This window comes from Methylomonas sp. HYX-M1 (genome assembly GCF_040741385.1).
Lineage (GTDB): Bacteria > Pseudomonadota > Gammaproteobacteria > Methylococcales > Methylomonadaceae > Methylomonas > Methylomonas rhizoryzae.
This window is the reverse complement of sequence record NZ_CP160405.1, coordinates 3467618-3487293: the sequence shown is the minus strand read 5'-3', so window position 1 is coordinate 3487293 and position 19676 is coordinate 3467618. Positions and strand designations below refer to the sequence as shown.

General features: G+C 55.0%; 23 protein-coding genes and 1 tRNA gene. 8 read left to right on the top strand and 16 right to left on the bottom strand.

Annotation, left to right across the window (positions count from 1 at the left end; translation table 11 throughout):
• Window positions 1–83 precede the first annotated feature (83 nt).
• From AB0A83_RS15865 to AB0A83_RS15850, 4 genes are read right to left on the bottom strand one after another with little or no spacing between them, the layout of a single operon-like run.
• A complete protein-coding gene (locus AB0A83_RS15865; RefSeq protein ID WP_150050004.1) occupies window positions 84–917 on the bottom strand; it encodes a S1-like domain-containing RNA-binding protein in 834 nt (277 codons plus the stop codon).
• 25 nt (window positions 918–942) lie between these two features.
• Window positions 943–2829, bottom strand: coding sequence for an ATP-binding cassette domain-containing protein (locus AB0A83_RS15860; protein ID WP_150050002.1), 1887 nt, complete (start codon window positions 2827–2829; stop codon window positions 943–945).
• Window positions 2820–4016 carry a competence/damage-inducible protein A gene (locus AB0A83_RS15855; protein WP_367154699.1) on the bottom strand — a complete coding sequence of 399 codons (1197 nt, stop codon included), beginning with the start codon at window positions 4014–4016 and terminating at the stop codon, window positions 2820–2822. Before AB0A83_RS15855 ends, AB0A83_RS15860 begins: the two co-directional genes overlap by 10 nt.
• Window positions 4013–4927, bottom strand: a complete 915-nt coding sequence (locus AB0A83_RS15850) for an AEC family transporter (RefSeq protein ID WP_150049998.1) — start codon at window positions 4925–4927, stop codon at window positions 4013–4015. The genes AB0A83_RS15855 and AB0A83_RS15850 overlap by 4 nt, the downstream gene beginning before the upstream one ends.
• Before the next feature lie 252 nt (window positions 4928–5179).
• On the opposite strand from AB0A83_RS15850, the gene AB0A83_RS15845 reads away from it, so the two are divergent.
• The 8 genes from AB0A83_RS15845 to pnp all read left to right on the top strand — a co-directional run bounded on the left by AB0A83_RS15845 (window position 5180) and on the right by pnp (window position 13930).
• A tRNA-Phe gene (locus AB0A83_RS15845) sits at window positions 5180–5255 on the top strand.
• Window positions 5256–5381: 126 nt separating this feature from the next.
• Complete coding sequence (gene rimP, locus AB0A83_RS15840; RefSeq protein WP_150049996.1) at window positions 5382–5867, top strand: ribosome maturation factor RimP; 486 nt, start codon at window positions 5382–5384, stop codon at window positions 5865–5867.
• Window positions 5857–7368 carry a transcription termination factor NusA gene (nusA, locus tag AB0A83_RS15835; RefSeq protein WP_150049994.1) on the top strand — a complete coding sequence of 504 codons (1512 nt, stop codon included), beginning with the start codon at window positions 5857–5859 and terminating at the stop codon, window positions 7366–7368. The genes rimP and nusA overlap by 11 nt, the downstream gene beginning before the upstream one ends.
• 15 nt (window positions 7369–7383) lie before the next feature.
• Entirely contained in the window at window positions 7384–10068 is a 2685-nt protein-coding gene (infB, locus tag AB0A83_RS15830) for a translation initiation factor IF-2 (protein WP_367154698.1), read from the top strand.
• 3 nt (window positions 10069–10071) lie between these two features.
• The gene (gene rbfA / locus AB0A83_RS15825) at window positions 10072–10488 is read left to right on the top strand and encodes a 30S ribosome-binding factor RbfA (RefSeq protein ID WP_150049990.1); all 417 of its coding nucleotides are present in this window, start codon (window positions 10072–10074) and stop codon (window positions 10486–10488) included.
• Window positions 10488–11408 (top strand): tRNA pseudouridine(55) synthase TruB, encoded by a 921-nt coding sequence (truB, locus tag AB0A83_RS15820; RefSeq protein WP_150049988.1) that lies wholly within the window; start codon window positions 10488–10490, stop codon window positions 11406–11408. Before rbfA ends, truB begins: the two co-directional genes overlap by 1 nt.
• A gap of 91 nt (window positions 11409–11499) precedes the next feature.
• Window positions 11500–11769, top strand: a complete 270-nt coding sequence (rpsO, locus tag AB0A83_RS15815; RefSeq protein WP_150049986.1) for a 30S ribosomal protein S15 — start codon at window positions 11500–11502, stop codon at window positions 11767–11769.
• A gap of 82 nt (window positions 11770–11851) precedes the next feature.
• The gene (pnp, locus tag AB0A83_RS15810; RefSeq protein ID WP_150049984.1) at window positions 11852–13930 is read left to right on the top strand and encodes a polyribonucleotide nucleotidyltransferase; all 2079 of its coding nucleotides are present in this window, start codon (window positions 11852–11854) and stop codon (window positions 13928–13930) included.
• A 187-nt stretch (window positions 13931–14117) separates the two neighbouring features.
• Here pnp and AB0A83_RS15805 read toward each other — a convergent pair whose 3' ends face one another.
• The 12 genes from AB0A83_RS15805 to AB0A83_RS15750 form a co-directional block, all read right to left on the bottom strand.
• Entirely contained in the window at window positions 14118–15200 is a 1083-nt protein-coding gene (locus AB0A83_RS15805; protein ID WP_367156174.1) for a tyrosine-type recombinase/integrase, read from the bottom strand.
• Window positions 15122–15412, bottom strand: a complete 291-nt coding sequence (locus tag AB0A83_RS15800) for a hypothetical protein (protein ID WP_367156188.1) — start codon at window positions 15410–15412, stop codon at window positions 15122–15124. The genes AB0A83_RS15805 and AB0A83_RS15800 overlap by 79 nt, the downstream gene beginning before the upstream one ends.
• A 3-nt stretch (window positions 15413–15415) precedes the next feature.
• Complete coding sequence (locus AB0A83_RS15795; RefSeq protein ID WP_367154697.1) at window positions 15416–15802, bottom strand: hypothetical protein; 387 nt, start codon at window positions 15800–15802, stop codon at window positions 15416–15418.
• A gap of 4 nt (window positions 15803–15806) precedes the next feature.
• Window positions 15807–16478 (bottom strand): hypothetical protein, encoded by a 672-nt coding sequence (locus AB0A83_RS15790; protein WP_367154696.1) that lies wholly within the window; start codon window positions 16476–16478, stop codon window positions 15807–15809.
• Window positions 16479–16489: 11 nt separating this feature from the next.
• Window positions 16490–16825, bottom strand: a complete 336-nt coding sequence (locus tag AB0A83_RS15785; RefSeq protein ID WP_367154695.1) for a hypothetical protein — start codon at window positions 16823–16825, stop codon at window positions 16490–16492.
• Window positions 16822–17055, bottom strand: coding sequence for a hypothetical protein (locus tag AB0A83_RS15780; RefSeq protein WP_367154694.1), 234 nt, complete (start codon window positions 17053–17055; stop codon window positions 16822–16824). Before AB0A83_RS15780 ends, AB0A83_RS15785 begins: the two co-directional genes overlap by 4 nt.
• Window positions 17052–17252: a hypothetical protein gene (locus AB0A83_RS15775; protein WP_367154693.1), complete on the bottom strand. Its 201-nt coding sequence runs from the start codon at window positions 17250–17252 to the stop codon at window positions 17052–17054. The genes AB0A83_RS15780 and AB0A83_RS15775 overlap by 4 nt, the downstream gene beginning before the upstream one ends.
• Window positions 17249–17674 (bottom strand): hypothetical protein, encoded by a 426-nt coding sequence (locus AB0A83_RS15770; RefSeq protein WP_367154692.1) that lies wholly within the window; start codon window positions 17672–17674, stop codon window positions 17249–17251. Before AB0A83_RS15770 ends, AB0A83_RS15775 begins: the two co-directional genes overlap by 4 nt.
• Before the next feature lie 208 nt (window positions 17675–17882).
• Complete coding sequence (locus AB0A83_RS15765) at window positions 17883–18122, bottom strand: hypothetical protein (protein WP_367154691.1); 240 nt, start codon at window positions 18120–18122, stop codon at window positions 17883–17885.
• A 116-nt stretch (window positions 18123–18238) separates the two neighbouring features.
• Window positions 18239–18796 carry a 3'-5' exonuclease gene (locus AB0A83_RS15760; RefSeq protein ID WP_367154690.1) on the bottom strand — a complete coding sequence of 186 codons (558 nt, stop codon included), beginning with the start codon at window positions 18794–18796 and terminating at the stop codon, window positions 18239–18241.
• On the bottom strand, window positions 18793–19383 hold the full coding sequence (locus AB0A83_RS15755; RefSeq protein ID WP_367154689.1) for a MerR family DNA-binding transcriptional regulator: 591 nt from the start codon (window positions 19381–19383) through the stop codon (window positions 18793–18795). The genes AB0A83_RS15760 and AB0A83_RS15755 overlap by 4 nt, the downstream gene beginning before the upstream one ends.
• Window positions 19380–19664, bottom strand: a complete 285-nt coding sequence (locus tag AB0A83_RS15750; protein ID WP_367156173.1) for a DUF4326 domain-containing protein — start codon at window positions 19662–19664, stop codon at window positions 19380–19382. Before AB0A83_RS15750 ends, AB0A83_RS15755 begins: the two co-directional genes overlap by 4 nt.
• Between the last annotated feature and the right edge of the window lie 12 nt (window positions 19665–19676).

The following is a 19676-nucleotide window of genomic DNA, read 5'->3' as shown; positions in this document are numbered from 1 at the left end:
CTCGATTGGCTTTGCCGTGATCGGTTGTCCTCATGGCTTGTCACACGGCATTGCATGCCCGCCCGCCGTTGTTGACGAACCGTTTACCCTCGGGGCAAACGGATTCCGTCCGCCTGAATCTCGATTTTGTGCTGTTTGTATAGATTGCCTATGGCTTGTTTGAAGATTTTTTTGCTGACGGCGAACGTGGCGTAAACGGTTTCAGGCGAACTGCGGTCGGTCAGGGCCAAGAAGCCTCCCGTTTGTTGCAAGGCGGCCAGGATTTTTTCCGCCGTTGCGTGCACCTTATCGCCGTATTTGCCGGCGGAGTTTAACGTTAAGTCCAGCTTGTGGTCGGCTCGAACGTTTTTGATGTAGCCGGTCAGGGTTTGGCCTTTTTTCAACGGCTGGAAGACTTCGTTGCGGTATAACACCCCCCAATAGTGATCGTCGACAATGGCTTTAAATCCCAATTCGGTAGCTTCTGCTATCGTCAATTTTACCTGTTGCCCCGCTTGGTAATAAAAGGCTTGGTCTTGAATGAAATCGTCCAGACGCATCGAGGCGGCGATGCGATTGTCTTCGTCCAGAAACAAGCGCACCAGGCAATGGCGGCCTTCGCTGACCTTGCCTTTTTGCTCGCTGAACGGCAACAGCAAGTCTTTGGGCAGGCCCCAGTCCAAAAATGCGCCGGCGTGACTGGTGGAGACGACTTTCAACCACGCCACTTCGTTAACTTGGGCCTTGGGCGTTTGCAACGTCGCCTGGGTTTGGTTTTTGCCGTCGATGTAAACGAAAGCCGTGACTGTATCGCCGGTTTGTAAATCCGGCGGTGCGTTGCTCAGCGGGATTTCTCCCAACGCGCCGCCGTCCACGTAGTAGTGTAGGTCGCGCTGACTGCTGACTTTTAAGGTATTGCATTTGCCGAGTTCTAGCATAGGTAAAGGGGGTAGGGCTGGCGGATCAGTTTTGCAAGGCATCCAATTCGTCCCAACGCCGGTAAGCTTGGGCAAGTGAATCGGTGGCGTTTTTTAAGTCGTCCAAGGTTAGAGCGACGGCTTCCGGGCTTTGCTTGTAAAAAGCCGGCGAATTGATGGTAGCGGTCAGTTCGGTTTGTAAGGCTTCCAGCTGTTCGATGCGATCCGGCAGTTGCTCCAGTTCCTTTTGTTCTTTATAGCTGAGCTTTTTGCTCGGCGCGCTTTTCGGTTTTTCTTTTTTGCTCGCTTCGGCTGCGGCTTTAGCCGATTCAGCCGGTTTTTGCTTAGCGGTTTGCGCCAGCCAATCCGCATAGCCGCCGACGTATTCGCCGATCTTGCCCGCGCCTTCGAACACCAGTACGCTGGTGACTACGTTATCCAGAAACTCCCGGTCGTGGCTGACCAACAATAATGTGCCTTGAAAATCCACCAACTTTTCTTCCAGGATCTCCAGGGTTTCCAAGTCCAGATCGTTGGTGGGTTCGTCCATCACGATCAAGTTGGCCGGCTTGGTGAATAGCCGTGCCAGCAGCAAACGGTTTTTTTCGCCGCCGGACAAGCTGCGCACCGGCGAGCGGGCGCGGGCCGGTGCGAACAAAAAATCGGCCAGATAACTCATGACGTGCCGTCGCCCGCCGGGCAAATCGATGAATTCGCCGCCGTCGGCGACGCTGTCCGCCACGCTGGCGTCCGGGTCCAATTGTTCGCGCAATTGGTCGAAGTAGGCGATTTGCAGGTTGGTGCCCAGCTCGACGCTGCCGCCGGTCGGCGTTAGTTGACCCAGCAGCAGTTTCAACAACGTAGATTTTCCGGCACCGTTATTGCCGATCAGACCGATTTTGTCGCCGCGCTCGATGCGCATGGAAAAATCGGCGACGATGGTGTTGTCGGCGTAGCAGAAATTGACGTTTTTGGCTTCCACCACTTTTTTGCCGGACGCGTCGGCTTGAGCCAGCGCTAATTTGGCGGTGCCTTGCGTGTTGCGGCGTTCGGCGCGTTCGGCGCGCAGTTTTTTCAAGGCGCGCACCCGGCCTTCGTTGCGGGTGCGGCGGGCTTTGATGCCTTGGCGGATCCAGGCTTCTTCCTTGGCCAGTTTTTTGTCGAACTCGGCGTTGTGGCCGGCTTCTTCGTCCAGGGCCGCGGCTTTGCGCTGCAAATAGTCTTGATAATTGCCGGGCCATGAGGTCAGCTGACCGCGGTCCAGGTCGACGATGCGGGTCGCCAACTTTTGCAGGAAGGCCCGGTCGTGGGTTACGAACAGCAACGCGCCGGAAAAGTTGAGCAGTTGTTCTTCCAGCCAGGTGATGCTTTCGAAATCCAAATGGTTGGTCGGTTCGTCCAGCAGCAGCACCTCCGGATCGATGACCAGGGCTTTAGCCAGTGCCACCCGCCGTTTCCAGCCGCCGGACAAGCTGCCGACCTTCAGGTCGGCCGGTAATTGCAAGCGGCTGAGGACCGATTCGACCCGCTGTTGGAAATGCCAGCCTTGGCCGGCTTCCAGTTTGTGCTGGATGGCGCCCAAAGCCTGTAAGGATGACTCGCTGCCGTCCATGTGGGTGAGCAAGTCGTGATATTGGGCGATCAAATCGCCCAAAGCGCCTAGGCCGCCGGCAACGGCTTCGTAAATGCTGGCATCGTCTTGCAAATCCGGCATTTGTTCCAGCCAAGCCAGGCGTAGCTCCGGTTGTCGCCAGACTTCGCCGTGATCAGCGGCAATCGCGCCGGCGATGATTTTCATTAAGGTGGACTTGCCTTCGCCGTTGCGGCCCAGCAAGCCGACGCGCTCGCCGGGATCGAGTTGAAAAGCGGCATTTTCCAGCAAGGAATGGGTGCCGAAAGCGATAGAAACGTCGGTTAAGCGGATTAAAGGCATTGTTGTAAATAGCGTCTGAGTAAATCCAAAGTCAGCACCGCGGTCTGGGTTTGATTGAAATGGGCGCCGAACAAAAAATGTTGGCGGTGGTAGACCGCCTCATGGGTTTGCAAGAAATTATAAAGCCGGAAGCCGCCGGCATCCGCCCGGAATAACTGCAGCAGTTCGATGTCGGCCCGGTAGGCGGATAAGCCGTAAGCCAGTTGGCGTACCGAGACGGCCGGATCTTCGCTGTTTTCCAGCGCGACATTCAGTTGGCGGGCGGCCTGTTTGTCGTTTTTGGCGACGAAGGCAACTTCCAGCCAATCATAGGCTTGGCATTTCGCCGCCAAGGCACCGCCGCTCGCGGTTTCCAGCAGTGCCACGCGAAGATGCCGGTCGCGCAAGTCGCGGTCTATAGTGGCCAATAAATCGCCGCCGCCATCGTCCAAGCCGTCTACCGCGAACACACAATCGCCTATCAATTCGCGCAGTCGTTGCGCAATCCGGTAGCGTTCCAAGGGATCGTAGTCGCCCGGAAACAGCAGTTTGGTTTGCACTTCGTCAGCTGCGGCGCGAAAACCCAGTTCGATCCCCGCCGGTACTTCAAAACCGTCCAGCAATTGCTGAATGCCGGACTCGCCGATGCCGACGCTGCGTAAAGTGACCAGACGCGGGGCTAGCAAGGCGAATTCCGTCTGCAATAGTAAGCGGACCTGCGGATACATGGCTTTCATTTCGCGCGGCACGCCCGGAAGGAAGACGAACAGGCAGCGCTCCATGCGCAACGCAAATCCCGGTGCCGTGCCGGTCAAGTTGTCGATGCGCCGGGCGCCGCCGGGTAGATAAGCCTGTTTGCGGTTGACGTCCGGCATGGAGCGCTGACGTTGCTGGAAATAACTTTCGATTTGCGCTAACGCGGTCTCGTCCAATTCCAACGTTGTACCGGCGGCGACGCGGACCGCCTCGGCGGTCAGATCGTCACAGGTCGGCCCCAAACCGCCGGTGCAAATGCAACAATCGGCGCGTCCGGCGATTTCCTTCATCAACGCGACCAACTCTTCCAGCCGGTCGCCGACCGCGCTGTGGCGCGTGACTCGAAAGCCTATTTCGGTCAGTTCGGTCGCCAGCCAGGCGGCGTTGCTGTCGACGATGTGTCCGTTGACTACTTCTTGGCCTTGCGAGAAAATTTCGGCGACCGGGTTCATAAGCGTTGAAACCAAAACGGCAGACTGAACAAGCTCAGCAAGGTGGTGGCGGTCACGGCGGTAGCGTACAAAGCGCTATCCAGTCGATAGCGGTCGCATAATACCACTCCCAGCAGCATGCTCGGCATGGCCAAATCCAACAGCGCCACGGTTTTGAATTGAGCGCCCAGTCCCACCCAGTCGGCCATGAAGCCGGCGCACCAGGGCAGTACAAGCAGTTTCAGGCCGACGATGGGTATAAGGTAGGGTAGATTACGCCAGCGTAATGTTTGCCAGCTTAACGCTAAGCCCAGGGAAAAAATCATCAACGGTGCTACTGCCGCCGCTACTTTTTGCAGCAAACCGTGCAACCAGACAGGGTTGGCAACCTGCCAAAGATTAAGCGTTACGGCAAGCAGTGCGGCCCAGAAGGGCGGAGTATTGAAATAACTGAGGAAAAATTTGGGCTTGTGTACGTCATTTGTGCCGTAGTGTCCGGCTAGCGCGATGCCTAAGGTGAACACCATAGGTGCCGCGGCGAATAAATCGATCTGGATGACCACGGAGCGGGCCCAGCCGCCGTAAATCTGTTCCAGCACCGGCAGGCCCAGATAGGTTACGTTGGGAAAGGCAGTAGCCAGAACGAATGCGCCGGTTTGTGCCGGTTGAAAGCGGCACAACCGGGCAACGGCAATGCTTAAGATCACGCCCAATAGAATGGCGCCGCATCCCAGTGCGCTGAATTGTAGCGATTGCCAGCCCAGTTCGGCCTGCCATAATACGTCCAGCACCATGGCCGGTAAAAAGAAGTAATAGACCACGCTGGTCAAAACCAAGCGAGTTTGTTCGGCCGATAAGCCACGTAGCGGAAACAAACGCCAACCGGCTCCGCATAACATCAAAACGGTCATTTGCAGCAAAGTGGCTGTCATCGGTAACGATAAATAAGGTTTGCGAGGAGCACGCGTAGTAGCGTGCGCTATCTGTTTTGGCCGGGTGGCCGTCTCCGCCAAGGGAGCAGTACTATCTATTTTGCGGGTGGTATATGCGCCGGGAGACCGCGATTTACATGGCTTGGCATATATTACCGTTTCCCGGATCGTAATCTACTGATTGCACGAAAAAATATTAATGCGTATAATGAGCGGATATTGACAAGTTGCTGTCAATGAATCAGCAGTAGCGCCCAGGTAGCTCAGTCGGTAGAGCAGAGGACTGAAAATCCTCGTGTCGACAGTTCGATTCTGTCCTTGGGCACCATGACTGCTTTTTTAAAGAGCCCCGTTATGGGGTTTTTTATTTTTGGGCTGTGCGAGCCCTAGATTAACAAGTTTAGGGAAGAGCCTGCGGCTCTTTTTTTTTGTGTTCAAGAAGGCAAGCTGAATTATGAAGCACGCTCCAGAGCATCTGGTGGCATTGATAGAGCCTGTTGTAGAAGGGCTGGGATACGAGTGTGTGGGGGTAGAGTATAACGCTCATCCGAAACATGGGTTGTTACGCGTGTACATCGATAGCGAAAACGGGATTTTGCTGGAAGACTGCACCAAAGTCAGCCATCAGCTCAGCGGTATGCTGGATGTCGAGGATCCTATCCAAGGCGAATATCAATTGGAGGTTTCCTCGCCGGGAGAGGACAGGCCGTTTTTCAAGCTGAGCCAATTCGAACGTTTTGCCGGCGCGACCGTAACGGTCAATTTATTCAAGCCGGTAGACAAACGCCGAAAAATAACCGGACAAATTCAGTCGGTGGAAGATGATCAAGTGGTGTTGCTGGAAGGCGAACAGGTTATCAAAGTGCCGTTTCAAGCAATGAGCAAGGCGCGTTTGGTGCCCGAATACTTACTTAAAAAAGGAGGACGTAGTGGCAAATAAAGAGATTTTATTGGTAGCGGACGTATTCGCTAACGAAAAAGAGATCGACAAGGAAATTATTTTTCAGGCCATCGAGTCCGCACTGGAAGCCGCCACCGTCAAGCGTTACGAAAACCCGATCAAAGTCCGCGTCAATATTAATCGGCATACCGGCGACTACGTGACCTACCGCCGTTGGTTGGTGGTAGAAGCCAATCCTGACATCAACGGTGACGTGGAACACCCAAGCTGGCAGGTGTTGCTGGAAGTGGCTCAGTTGGATAATCCCAGCGTTGCCGTAGGCGATTACATCGAAGAGGAGATTGAATCGGTCGCGTTTTGCCGGATTGCCGCGCAAACCGCCAAGCAGGTGATTATCCAAAAAGTCAGGGAAGCCGAGCGGCGCAAAATCGTAGAAGCGTATCAAGACCGCGTCGGCGAATTGATTACCGGTATCGTCAAACGCGTGGAAAAAGGCAACGTCTACCTGGATTTGGGTGGTCACGTCGAGGCTTATATCGCCCGCGAAGACATGATTCCCAAAGAACCGATACGCATGGGCGACCGGGTGCGCGGTTATTTGAAAGCGGTGCGTTCCGAGCAGCGCGGGCCGCAGTTATTCGTAAGCCGCACCGCGCCGGAATTGCTGACTGCGCTATTCCGTCTGGAAGTGCCGGAAGTTGGAGAAGGTTTGATCGACATCATCGCAGCGGCCAGAGATCCCGGCTCGCGGGCGAAAATTGCGGTCAAGGCTAACGATCCGCGCTTGGACCCGGTCGGTGCGTGCGTCGGCATGCGCGGTTCGCGGGTGCAGGCCATTTCCAACGAATTGGCCGGCGAACGGGTGGACATCATCTTATGGAATCCGAACGAAGCGCAATTCGTCATCAATGCCATGTCGCCGGCGGAAATTCAATCCATCGTGGTCGACGAGGACAAGCACAGCATGGACGTAGCCGTCACTACCGACAGTTTGTCGCAAGCGATAGGTCGCGGCGGGCAGAACGTGCGTTTGGCTTCGGAGCTGACCGGTTGGGAGCTGAACATACTCGACGCATCGCAAGTTGATAAAAACATGGACGAAAAAGCCCAAAAAGCTAAAGAAGAATTCATGAAGCTGTTGGACGTCGACGAAGAAATCGCCGACGTGCTGGTGGAAGTGGGCTTGAGCAACATCGAAGAAATCGCTTACATACCGGTCGACGAAATGTTGGAGATCGAAGGTTTCGACGAAGAGTTGGTAGAGGCCTTGCGTAGCAGGGCTAAGGACGCGTTGCTGATTAAAGCGATTGCGTCCGAAGAAGAAATCGAGACTTCCGAGCCCAGCCCCGAGTTGCTGGAGATGGAAGGGATGGATGAGACCTTGGCGCACGAATTGGCGGCCAACGGTATTGTGACGCTGGATGACTTGGCCGAGCAGTCGATTGACGACATAATCGGCTTCACCGGCATGAATGAGGACAGGGCCGGTAAGCTGATCATGAAAGCCCGCGAATCTTGGTTCGTCGAGGATAAAGGCTAACGCTAGGAGGATACTATGAGCGATAAAACGGTACAGGCATTGGCTGAAGTGGTCGGCATTCCTTTAGAAAAATTTTTGGAGCAACTGAAGGAAGCAGGCTTAACCCACGGCGCGCCTGAAGACATCATTACCGACGACGAAAAAGTCAAGTTGTTGGCCCACTTGCGCAAACGACACGGCAAGGGCGACAACGACCAAGAGGCGGTGAGTCCTAAGCGTATCACCTTGAAGCGCAGCACTAAGACCGAATTGCGTCAAGCGTCGGTTCCGGGCTCCGGTACCAAGACGGTCAGCGTCGAAGTGCGCAAGCAAAAAACTTACATCAAACGTAGCGAAGCCTTCGTCAGCCCGGAACAGCGCGAAGCCGAACGGGCCAAGCAAGCATTGGAGGAGCTGGAACAGCAAAAGCGGCAAAGGATGCAGGAAGAAGCTCTGCGACGCGAGCACGACGAGGCGCCGCATCATCCGGAGCGGGATACGCCGGCCGCAGCTGCGGCGGAAACCGCGCCTGCCGCTTCCGTTGCGCCAACGCCGGAGGCTGCGGAAACTCGCGTTCCGGAGGCTAGCCCCAAACCCGTCCGGACAGCCGCAGCAGAGACCGCATCGCAGCCGGCAAAACCGGTTAAGCCCGAGGTTAAAGAAATGACGGATGAAGAACGTTTAGCCTTGGAGAAAAAACAGCGCTTGGAGGCGGCGGTCGAGAAAAACGCCGAGAAAGTGCGGCGTGCGGCGGAAGCTAAACAGCAGACTCTGCATAAAAAGAAACAGGAATTTAAAGCGACCCGCGGTCCCAGCCAAGAAGTCAGTAGTGTCGATGCCGGCGACAGCGCCGGTCGCCGCCACAAAGCGAAGAAGGGCAAGCAAGCACGCCGGGAAAAACCTGAATTCGAAATCGAATTACAAACCAGCAAACATAGATTCGAGAAACCGGTCGCGCCTACCGTACACGAAGTTAGGATCCCAGAGACCATCATCGTGTCCGATCTGGCTGCCAAGATGAACATCAAAGCCGCCGAAGTGATCAAGCATTTGATGAGACTCGGCATCATGTCCACCATCAACCAGGCCATCGACCAGGAAACCGCGGTGATTTTGGTCGAGGAAATGGGTCACAAAGCCATTATGCAAAGCGAGGACGATTTCGAGCAGGAAATGTTGGCCGAAGTCGTTGGCGATCTCGAAGAGCATAAAGTCAGTGCGCGGGCGCCTATCGTCACCATTATGGGTCACGTCGACCACGGTAAAACCTCGTTGTTGGACTACATCCGTAAAACCCGGGTTGCCGCCGGCGAAGCGGGCGGTATTACTCAGCATATCGGTGCTTATCAGGTTAAAACCGACCACGGCGCGGTAACCTTCCTCGACACCCCGGGCCATGCGGCGTTTACCGCGATGCGGGCGCGCGGTGCCGAGGTGACCGACATCGTTATCGTGGTAGTGGCGGCCGACGACGGCGTGATGCCGCAAACCAAAGAAGCGATAGAACATGCGCGCGCCGCTAAGGTGCCCATGTTGGTTGCTTTGAACAAAATCGATAAGCCGGAAGCCAATCCGGACCGGGTTATGCAGGAATTGGTCAACTTGAACGTGGTGCCGGAAGAGTGGGGCGGCGACGTGCCGTTTTTGCGCGTTTCGGCTAAAACCGGTGCCGGTATCGACGAATTGATCGAAACCTTGATCGTACAAGCCGAGATTCTGGAATTGAAAGCGCCGGTCGAAGGCGGCGCGTCCGGCGTGTGTATCGAATCGCGTTTGGATAAAGGCCGCGGTGCGATAGCCACCGTCATCGTGCAAAAAGGTACCTTGAGTCGCGGCGATTTCGTGTTGTGCGGCCACGAGTATGGCCGGATTCGGGCGATGTTCGACGAAAACTCTCACCCGGTTAAAACCGCCGGTCCCAGCGCGCCGGTGGAAATTCTCGGTTTATCCGGTACCCCGGACGCAGGCGACGATTTTCTGGTGGTGCAAAACGAGCGGGTGGCGCGCGAACTGGCCGCGCACCGCGAAGATCGTAAAAAATCCAGCCGCCAAGCTTCCGCTGCCTCGAAATTGGACGATGTGTTCTCCAAAATGACCGCCGGCGAAACGTTGACCTTGAACATCGTGTTGAAGACCGACGTGCAAGGCAGCTTGGAAGCGTTGCGCGAATCCTTGGTCGGTTTGTCGTCCGACGAAGTGCAAGTCAAATGCGTTTATAGCGGCGTAGGCGGCATTACCGAAAGCGATGCCAACCTGGCGATCACCTCCGGGGCGATTTTGATCGGCTTCAACGTGCGCGCCGATGCGGTTGCGCGCAAGCTGATCGAAGAAAAAGGTCTGGATTTGCATTATTACAGCGTCATTTACGATGCCATCGACGAAGTCAAACGAGCCATCAGCGGAATGTTGGCGCCCGACATCCAAGAGAAAATCGTCGGTTTGGCCGAAGTGCGCGACGTGTTCCGTTCGCCGAAATTCGGTGCAGTCGCCGGCTGCATGGTCATCGACGGTTACGTCAAACGCAATTTACCGATTCGGGTGCTGCGTGACAACGTAGTGATCTACGAAGGTCAGTTGGAATCCTTGCGCCGCTTCAAAGACGATGTGACCGAAGTCAAAATGGGCATGGAATGCGGTATCGGCGTGAAGAACTACAACGACGTCAAAGTCGGCGATCAAATCGAAGTATTCGAAAGAATCGAAATCAAGCGGGAAATCTAAGGCATGGCGAGAGAGTTTGGTCGCAGCCAGCGGGTTGCGTCGGAAATGCAGAAGGAATTGGCTCTCATCTTGCAGCGAGAGGTGCAAGATCCGCGCTTGGGCTTTATTACCGTTAACGAAGTGGAATTATCCAAAGATTTAGCGGTGGCAAAAATCTATTTCACGGTGTTGAACGCCGATTCGGCTGGTAAACAACGTAATTTGGAAGTCCTGAACGAAATGGCACCGTTTATTCGGCACGAGTTGGCCAAGCGCATGCGGCTGCGGCATATGTCGGAATTACATTTTCATTACGATCATTCGTTCGATACCGGTATGCGGGTCGACGCATTGTTGCGGGAAACCGGAGTTCATTCCGACGCCGCCGGACAGGCGGAATCGGCATCCGGCCCAGTGGCGGAAACCGACGACGAGGCTTGATGGCTAAACGTAAATCCGGGCGCGATGTGCACGGCATCGTGTTGCTCGATAAACGGCTAGGCGTTTCGTCCAACAAAGCCTTGCAGGAAGTCAGGGTCTTGTATAACGCCAACAAGGCCGGGCATACCGGCAGTCTGGATCCTTTGGCTACCGGTTTGTTGCCCTTGTGTTTCGGCGAGGCCACTAAAGTTTCCGGTTTGATGTTGGACGACGACAAGCGTTACCACGTCACCATGCGTTTAGGCGTTTTGACCGACACCGGCGACAGCGAGGGGAGCGTGCTCGAAACCAAGCCGGTGCCGGAGATTAGCGAATTCGGATTGCAGGCTTGTTTACAAGGCTTTGTCGGCCGGATAGAGCAAGTACCGCCTATGTATTCCGCCTTGAAATTGAACGGACGCAAGCTGTACGAGCTGGCGCGGGAAGGTAAAACCGTAGCCCGCGCGCCGCGGCTCATCTCGATTCAAGCCATCGAATTATTGGCATTTTCCGGCGACTCGATCAGCCTCGACGTGCGTTGCTCCAAAGGCACTTATATCCGGTCGTTGGTAGAAGACATCGGCTCGGCGTTAGGGACTTGCGCGACGGTCACGGCCTTGAGGCGCACCGCGGCCGGCCGGTTTGCACTGGAGCAGGCCTACACGCTGGAGCAATTGCAGGCCATGAGCGAACAGGCGTTGACGGCGTGCTTGTTGCCGCCCGATTTACCGCTGAGCGATCTGCCGGCGGTGGCGCTGTCACCGGAACAATCCGTTTGTATCGTGCACGGCCAAGCCATCCGGCTGAGCGGCCATCCGCCCGGCTCGGTCCGCATGTACGGCCCGCATGCCTTTTTAGGGTTGGGAGAAATTCTATTGAATGATAAACTAGCCCCCAGAAAGCTGTTTAACCTGCAGGGTCACAGCGCTGATCGGGCATAAAATTTTCCGCTTCTACACCCTATGGTGGAAGCGGGCTATCTCGCCACCGGCCGGTGGCATTTTTCAACACATTAATCGATAGGGATTAAGAATGGCATTAACTGCAGAAAAGAAAAAACAGATCGTCGAAGCGTTCCGTTTGTCGGAATCCGACACCGGCTCCACCGAAGTGCAAGTTGCGCTGTTGACCGAAAACATCAACCAACTGAGCCCGCATTTCGCAACTCACAAAAAAGACAATCATTCCCGCCGCGGCCTGTTACGCATGGTTAACCAACGCCGCAAGTTGCTGGATTACTTGAAAAGCACCGACATGGCGCGTTACCGCTCCTTGATTGACCGTCTAGGCATCCGTAAATAACGTTTTGAAGAAACGGCACTTTTGTGCCGTTTCTGCGTTCACGCAATTTTTCGAACCAACCTTTACACCAAGGAACCCCATAGTGAATCCAATCCGGAAGCAATTTCAATACGGCGATCGACTCGTCACGTTAGAAACCGGTGAAATAGCCCGCCAAGCCAACGGCGCGGTGATGATCGACGTAGAAGGCACCTCTCTTTTGGTCACCGTAGTCGGTAAAAAAGAAGGCAGCGGCGGCGATTTTTTCCCATTGACGGTGGACTATCAAGAAAAAGCCTTCGCCGCAGGTAAAATACCCGGCGGCTTTTTCAAGCGCGAAGGCCGTCCGAGCGAGAACGAAACTCTGATTTCGCGCCTGATCGACCGTCCGATTCGGCCGTTGTTTCCGGAAGGCTTCACCAACGAAGTTCAAATCATTGCCACCGTGGTGTCGTTGAACCCGGAAGTCGACACCGAGGTACCGGCTATCCTGGGCGCGTCTGCGGCATTGGCGATCTCCGGCCTGCCGTTCAAAGGGCCCTTGGGCGCGGCTTGCGTCGGTTACATCGACGACCGGTACGTGCTGAACCCGAGCTTGCCGCAGCTGAAGGAATCTCGGTTGCGCTTGATGGTGGCCGGCACGCAACAAGCCGTGTTGATGGTGGAATCGGAAGCCGACTTGCTGCCCGAAGACGTGATGCTGGGCGCGGTGCTGTTCGGCCACGAACACATGCAGACGGCTATAGACGCGATCAACGCATTGGCCGCAGAAGTCGCCACGCCGGCTATGGGCTGGACCTCGATCGAAACTGATGCGGCACTGAAAGCCGCGGTGGCAAACGCCTGCGCCGCCGACATTCAAGCCGCCTACCAAATTCCCGAGAAACTGGTACGTCAGGATACCTTGAGCGGCGTTCGCAGTGTTGTGGTGGAAAAGCTGAGCGCGGACGGCTTGTATGCCGAAGGCGACATCCGCAACGTCATCGAACAGCTGGAATACGATATCGTGCGCGGTGCCATTTTGCGCGACCGCAAACGCATAGACGGCCGCGATTTGACCACCGTGCGGCCGATTAGCGTGCGCACCGGCGTGTTGCCGCGCACCCATGGCTCGGCATTGTTTACCCGCGGCGAAACTCAAGCCTTGGTCGTGGCCACCTTGGGTACCGACCGCGACGCGCAAATCATCGACGCCTTGGCCGGCGAATACAAAGATACTTTCCTGTTTCACTATAACTTTCCGCCGTTCAGCGTCGGCGAAACCGGCCGGGTCGGCTCGCCCAAACGCCGGGAAATCGGTCACGGCCGCCTGGCTAAACGCGGCGTGCAAGCCGTGTTGCCGACCATGGGCGAATTCCCTTACGTGCTTCGGGTGGTTTCGGAAATCACCGAATCCAACGGCTCAAGCTCTATGGCCTCCGTCTGCGGCAGCAGCTTGGCTTTGATGGACGCCGGCGTGCCGTTGAAAGCGCCGGTAGCCGGCATCGCCATGGGCTTGATCAAGGAAGGCGAGGAATTCGCAGTGTTGTCCGATATTTTGGGTGACGAAGACCATCTGGGCGACATGGACTTCAAAGTGGCCGGCTCCGAACACGGCGTCACCGCGCTGCAAATGGACATCAAGATCGACGGCATCACCCCGGAAATCATGCAAGTGGCGCTGGCGCAAGCCAAACAAGGCCGCTTGCATATTCTGGGCGAAATGAACAAAGCCCTGTCCAGCTCGCGCGAACAAATGTCCGACTTCGCGCCGCGCATCATCAGCTTCAAAATCGATCCGGCCAAAATCCGCGAAGTCATCGGCAAAGGCGGGGTGACCATCCGCGCCATCACCGAGCAAACCGGTGCCAGCATCGATTTGAACGACGACGGCGTGGTCAATATCGCCTCGGTGGATAAAGCCGCCGGTGAAGAAGCCCGCCGCATGATCGAAGAAATCACCGCCGAAGTCGAAGTAGGCAAAACCTACGAAGGCAAGGTTGTGCGTTTGATGGACTTCGGCGCCTTCGTTACCATCCTGCCCGGCAAAGACGGCCTGGTGCACATCTCGCAAATCTCCGACGAGCGGGTGGAAAAAGTCAGCGACAAATTGTCCGAAGGCGACATCGTCCGCGTCAAAGTGCTGGAAATCGACCGCCAAGGCCGAGTGCGCTTGAGCATGAAGGACGCGGAAACGGCTTAACCGCAGATCATATCCTTAAGCGGCAATAAAAAAGGGCTTTACGGCCCGTAGCTATTCAGTAAATCCAGTATTTACGCGGCATGGCGTACATTATGTTGCGTAAATCCGGCAATTTCTGGCTATTAATGTATGTTTTTATGTACGCTTTTTAGGGGCGGCGTGGAGCATGACTAAATCGGTTAGAGAGTCAAATATTGGACGAAAACAACTCCACCGCCTTCAACCCATACTGATCATTTTCATCCGGCATAAACCGCGCGTAATGCTGTAAGGTGGTGGTGACTTTGGTATGCCCCATTTGCTTGGCCAGCCAGTTGATATTCTCGCCGGCCGACAGCATGAACGACGCGAAGGTATGCCGCGTCTGGTATGGGTTGCGGTAGCGAATCCCCGCGCGGTGCAAGGCTCGTTTCCATTCGCGCCAGACATGCACAGCCCCGGTAAATGGTTTGCCGTCGATCATGAAGACCTGCCGGGCAAGCATGAAAGTGTGGGGTTTTTGCCGCTGCAAGGCTTCTAGTGCGGGGGGCAATAGTTTAATGTCGCGGGTGCCTGATTTGGTCTTGGTGGTTTCGGCCTGTCTGGCGTCCTGTGTCTTGGCTTTGCTGATCCTGATCACGCCACGGATAAAATCAATGTCACACCATTCCAGCGCGACCAGTTCGGATGTGCGTAGCCCGGTCCATATGGCAAACTGACAGAAGTTTTTAAAAGGCCCGTCGATGCTGCCTAGCAATACCGCTACCTCATCCTTGGTGAGCGGGTCAACATGATCTTCCTTCGGCGGCTCGATCCGCTTAAAGCTGAAATCGCGTATCGGGTTGCCGTCTATGACTTCATCATCCACCGCGCAATCGATGGCCTGTTTGAGCGCCGACACCAATTTTCGGATTTGTCGATTTCCACATGCCAGCTTTTCGCAATATTCGCGCACGTGCCGGCGCTTGATTTCATTCAACCGCAATGATCCAAACGCCTTATCCAGTTTTTTGGCTGTGATGGTCAACGTAGCGTAGCTGCTGGCTTTTAGCGTTTGCTCGTTGCGATCCAGCAGCACTTTTAACCAGTGTCCGATGGTTTGATCATCGGACAGCGGCGCTTTGACTTTGAACCGATTGCTTTCCGGGAACGTAGCTTGATAGTCAAACGTGCCTGCGGCAATCGATTCAATGATTTCATCGCGGAATAGCGTCAGCTTTCTAACGTTGGCAGGCGTGGGCTTGCACTTGATTCGCTCTCGACATCGCTGTCCGTCATATTGGAATTCGATTTCGATTGACGATTTTGACGCCTGTTTAATGCCGCTGCCGTTTCGTGCCAATTGTCCCACCACTTGATGCTGATCAGATAAATACGGTCAGATAGCTTACGCCACGCTAGATGTTCCTGCCACTGCCCAGACCGACACATGCGGAGTGCTTGTTCTCGTTTGATGCCGGTCAATTCGCTGAATTTATCGACGGTTACCCAGTTGGCTGACATTGGTCACCTCCATTTCAATCCAAGAATTTCATCAAAGGCCCGGTTTTGCGCGATGTCGCCGTGTTGCCGGTTGTCCAGATCCAGGTGGTATTTCTCGATAGCAGCTTTGATTCGGCCTATTGTCTCTGTGCTATTGATAAGCTCTTCATTTGCTGCAGATGTCGTTTGTGGTTGGATTCCATCGACGCGATTCGCAATCGCCTGCAGGGTGGATTCGTATTCCGGCCAATCGTGTTCGACGAACAGGCCTTGCAGTATCTCTTTCCCGTCAAATAATCTAATTCGATTGATCTTACGGCTCAGATCGTCAAGCAGTTCCTGTCCGTCGACTGTTAGATAAGACTCAATATCCTTGATCTTAAAGACTCTGTATCTAGTTTCGAGCTGCATGGGCTTACTCCGGATCGGCCGATGAGGCCAAAGCAATACCTTTCCCCGCTTTGGCGTTTTGCCGGGATTGCCAGTGATCGGCTGGTAATGACGTGATGCGTTGGAATTCGGCAAATTCCTCGTGTTCGGCGTTGATGTGTAGGTGTTCGGACAAGGCCAGCAATGAAACGCCGACTTGGCCGATCTCCTGGTTTACGTGGCCGGTAGGTCTGGAATAGACGTATTCGACCATGTTCTGTGCGGCGTCTTGATCCAGTCCGACTGCCTGGGCCAGTTCCAAGGCTTCTTCCAGAAAACGGCGGATGCGTTCGCCGGTATTGTCCGCAGTGGCTTGGCCGAAAGTGGCGATTGTCCATTGCAAGATTTTAGTTTGGCGATCTTGGCGATCACTCAATGATGGGTGCCGCTCAATGATGTCTGAGTCGGGGTTTAATATTTTAGATTCCGGATCGCATAGCGCAGCCATGCCCCATATTACTCGGCCTATACTGCCTCTTTGGAGTGTGGATAAAATCAGGTTCAACGCTGCGTGACAATCATCATGGTTCTTGCAGTCGAATGTCTCATCTTCAGTTGCGATTGATACCGGCATGAATCCGCTTTCCAAGTCTTCCAGAGTTCTTGAAAGGTCGATAGCCATGTCAATATCGCTATCGCTGGCTTTGGCTATGTTCATTTTTATCTCCACTAAAAATCAAGTCGGTCGTCATCATCATCGGAATATTCCGGACCGGTCCTATCCTGCAGTTTTCGCAACTCAGGGATTTCATAGACCGATACCGGCACTATCCGAAGTGTGTTTGCCGCGGCGATGGCAACCTCTTCCGCGACGGGCGACATGGCGTAGATGGCACCGTTGCCGAACAATTTGCTAAAGGCCGGTTTGCCGGCTACGGCGGGCACGTCAACACGGACGAAGTTGCAGCCGCCGATGGTTTGCTCTGTGACGCGTCCGGCAATGCGCTGGTGGCCGAATAGCTCGACAATGCACCATTGGTCGAATGTCTGGTTTGGTGTGCTCATGGATTTATCTCCGCTATGTGTTTGGATAGTTGATCGATTTCAGCATGCGATGCGTGCTGCAGTAGTTCGTAGATGCGTTGCATCAAGCCAATATGGCGATATTTGGCCCGGCGGAATATTTCGCGCGGGTTGCCGCCGTTTTCGTGGGCCAGCGATGCATTGAGCAGGGTTGACGACAGGCTGCGCAGCTGGGTTGCGTTTAGATGGGGTAGTTGGCTGGTGAGGCTCATGGCTCAATCTCCAGCTCGATTTCATCGGCCCATTCGCCGACCATAGCGGCGGCACCGGCCAGTTCGCGTCCATGTTGGCCGTATAGAGGGTTAAAGCCGCCGTAATAGTCCATGGTCGTGGCGATTTCGAGCATGTCGTCTTGCAGTAGATGTAATTTGTGGACGAGTTGTAGCTTGGTTTGTTGAATGGAGTTCATGGCACGCCCCGCCACACAAAATCGCCTTTATCCTCGACCATCGCCGGTTCGCTGGCTTTGCAGGGGCATTGGTAACCCGACAGCCTGTCGGCCACCGGACGCCAAAAGTTGCGCACTTTGCCGCTGGGCACGTGGTTGTCTTCTTCCGCATCTTCCAGTTTGAACTGGCGCAACACCCACTTGGCTTCCTGGCTGGTACAGCGTTGGCCGTATTTGCTGATGCTGATGTGATATTCGGGGCCGAGCGGTTCCGCGCCTGGTTCCGTGGCGGGAACTTCGACGGCGCTGATCACGGTCAGGCCGGTTTCGGGATGAATGAACAAAGCGGCCGGATAACCCAGGTTGTCGAATTGGCTGGGTAGTTGCGCTGGGCTCCAACCGTTTCCGCTGGGCTTTTTGGGTTGAATGATGGATTGTGTCATGGTGTTACGCCTAGTTAGTCTTTTCTAGGCTCATTTCACCTAAAGCGCCTGTTGCATGTCCCTCTTTCATTAGCTGCGCACGCGCTTTCACTTCTATTATTAAACTATTGTTTATTTGATTGGCGCATCCAATTACACCCCGCAAGCTATCTCCACTGAGTTTTCCATCCCTAGCCATCACGAAGCATTTCGCCAATTCTCGGCTAGGTCACCAGTTGTTTTCATATAAACCTCCCCATCTATTGCCCATCGCTGTTTTAAGCAGTGCTATTTCTACAAAAGCAGCTCCGCGCTTCTTGTTCGCGCGAACTGCGTCCAAAACCGTACGATAATGATCCTCAAAATGTAATGCTGGTGGTTGTCCTCGGATCATCCCAACTGCGCGGCATTCACCGCTAATGGCGGTTTTTATTACGATATGCGGGTTAAAGCTTGCGGCTTTAGCCAATGCAAAACCTATTCGGTATACTTCGTCTGGTGGAAGCCAGCGGTCACGGGTAACGCGCCACATTGCCCTGGCTACCCTCCAACTAGGCTTTTGAGTTCGTGGAATTACAGTTATTTTCATTGTTCTTCTAAGCCTGTAATCAGTCGGAATGCCTTGCTGACATACCGCGCCTGATAGATGGCATCGGCCAGGGCGCTGTGCGCCGTCCCGTCGAATTCGATTTGTTTCTTGGGATCTACGCCGGTAAGTTGGCGGCATACGTTGACAAGGGTGCGGGTATCCCGCTCGATCCAAAAAGGCCAGGGCACCGTCATGTCATGTTGCCGATAAGCGTCGGTCAGGATCGCCAAATCGAACGACGGGCTATTGCCCCAGATTTGTGCGGGGCGATGCCGCTTGATGAAGCGAGTGAGCTTTTCCAGGGCGAAATCTAGGCGGTGCGGATTTTGTTTAAGGAACGCTACGAGTTCGGTTTTAGCGGCTGCTTGTTTCGGTTCCGCCCACCAATCGACCACGCCAATGTCAACGTCGCGGCCTTGGCCGAAGCAACAGGCGATGTGCAATTCGGCGCCGGTTTCGCCGCTGATGGGGTTAAACATCACGGCGCCCATCGTCAAAATGGTTGCGTTGGGTTTTAAGCTGAGGGTTTCCAGGTCTATCATCAAGTCGTTCATTTCTTGGCTCCTTGGCCGCCGGTTAAGCATTCCACCAGCCAATATTTATCGATTTTTGTAAAGTTGACTTCGCAGGTGTGTGTCATCAACAGCTTTTTCAGGTCGGCATCAGTGATGCTGTATTCCCGCTTGGTAATGTCGTCGCGTTGCTTGGCGGACAACAGGCCGATATTGATGTAACGCCGGATCACGTCGTCGGTCACGCCCAGCAGTTTGGCGGCCTGGGCGGCGCTGTAGATGCCGGCATCGATGCGGCTTTGGCGTTGGCCCAGGCCCAGGTCTTTTAATTGCGCGGCAATGGCCAGCAGGGAGCGGCTGGGGCCGCCTCGACGGCAGATCATGCTGTTGAGGGCGGACAGGGATTTATGGGCGTTGTCTTCCAGCAGTTGCACTTGCCAGGGTTCCCAGCTGTGCAGTTTGCGATGAGACGGCACCACGCCCAGTTCCGCCGCCCGCCGATGCAGTGTGCCGATGGAAAAGCCGGTGGCTTTTACGGCTTTTTTGACCGCGCCTTTGTTGTAGCCCGCCGACTGATAGGCGGCGATGATCAGCTTATCGGTTCGTTCGGTATGTTCGATGCGTTTCATGGGGCGTTAGCCAGCAAAATCAGCACATCAGCATGGCAGGGCCCATCGAGCGGGCACCAACATGCTAAATTCTTTCCGCGCAGCTCAGTGCATACGGCCGCCACAAAATCGGCCTGCTCGGGTCGAGCGCAATACTCGGCAAAGAGCCGCGTCATCTGTTCGCGATCATGCTGCCCGCTGCCCACGTATGGATTGCCCCATCTAGTGGTGCGATCCACTTTCACCGTATTCGGTGGCATCCTCCATCCTTTCGAACGGCGCAGTTGCACACGCCCGGGCATGGCTGACGTGGC

Bases quoted from the DNA above. Each gene is read 5' to 3' on its own strand.
- AB0A83_RS15755 (WP_367154689.1), bottom strand. From the start codon at position 19,383: ATGAAACGCATCGAACATACCGAACGAACCGATAAGCTGATCATCGCC.
- AB0A83_RS15775 (WP_367154693.1), bottom strand. From the start codon at position 17,252: ATGAACTCCATTCAACAAACCAAGCTACAACTCGTCCACAAATTACAT.
- AB0A83_RS15780 (WP_367154694.1), bottom strand. From the start codon at position 17,055: ATGAGCCTCACCAGCCAACTACCCCATCTAAACGCAACCCAGCTGCGC.
- AB0A83_RS15860 (WP_150050002.1), bottom strand. From the start codon at position 2,829: ATGCCTTTAATCCGCTTAACCGACGTTTCTATCGCTTTCGGCACCCAT.
- rbfA (WP_150049990.1), top strand. From the start codon at position 10,072: ATGGCGAGAGAGTTTGGTCGCAGCCAGCGGGTTGCGTCGGAAATGCAG.
- AB0A83_RS15850 (WP_150049998.1), bottom strand. From the start codon at position 4,927: ATGACAGCCACTTTGCTGCAAATGACCGTTTTGATGTTATGCGGAGCC.
- AB0A83_RS15785 (WP_367154695.1), bottom strand. From the start codon at position 16,825: ATGAGCACACCAAACCAGACATTCGACCAATGGTGCATTGTCGAGCTA.
- AB0A83_RS15750 (WP_367156173.1), bottom strand. From the start codon at position 19,664: ATGCCCGGGCGTGTGCAACTGCGCCGTTCGAAAGGATGGAGGATGCCA.
- infB (WP_367154698.1), top strand. From the start codon at position 7,384: ATGAGCGATAAAACGGTACAGGCATTGGCTGAAGTGGTCGGCATTCCT.
- rpsO (WP_150049986.1), top strand. From the start codon at position 11,500: ATGGCATTAACTGCAGAAAAGAAAAAACAGATCGTCGAAGCGTTCCGT.
- AB0A83_RS15790 (WP_367154696.1), bottom strand. From the start codon at position 16,478: ATGAACATAGCCAAAGCCAGCGATAGCGATATTGACATGGCTATCGAC.
- AB0A83_RS15760 (WP_367154690.1), bottom strand. From the start codon at position 18,796: ATGAACGACTTGATGATAGACCTGGAAACCCTCAGCTTAAAACCCAAC.
- AB0A83_RS15800 (WP_367156188.1), bottom strand. From the start codon at position 15,412: ATGTCAGCCAACTGGGTAACCGTCGATAAATTCAGCGAATTGACCGGC.
- AB0A83_RS15770 (WP_367154692.1), bottom strand. From the start codon at position 17,674: ATGACACAATCCATCATTCAACCCAAAAAGCCCAGCGGAAACGGTTGG.
- truB (WP_150049988.1), top strand. From the start codon at position 10,488: ATGGCTAAACGTAAATCCGGGCGCGATGTGCACGGCATCGTGTTGCTC.
- AB0A83_RS15795 (WP_367154697.1), bottom strand. From the start codon at position 15,802: ATGCAGCTCGAAACTAGATACAGAGTCTTTAAGATCAAGGATATTGAG.
- rimP (WP_150049996.1), top strand. From the start codon at position 5,382: ATGAAGCACGCTCCAGAGCATCTGGTGGCATTGATAGAGCCTGTTGTA.
- AB0A83_RS15855 (WP_367154699.1), bottom strand. From the start codon at position 4,016: ATGAACCCGGTCGCCGAAATTTTCTCGCAAGGCCAAGAAGTAGTCAAC.
- AB0A83_RS15865 (WP_150050004.1), bottom strand. From the start codon at position 917: ATGCTAGAACTCGGCAAATGCAATACCTTAAAAGTCAGCAGTCAGCGC.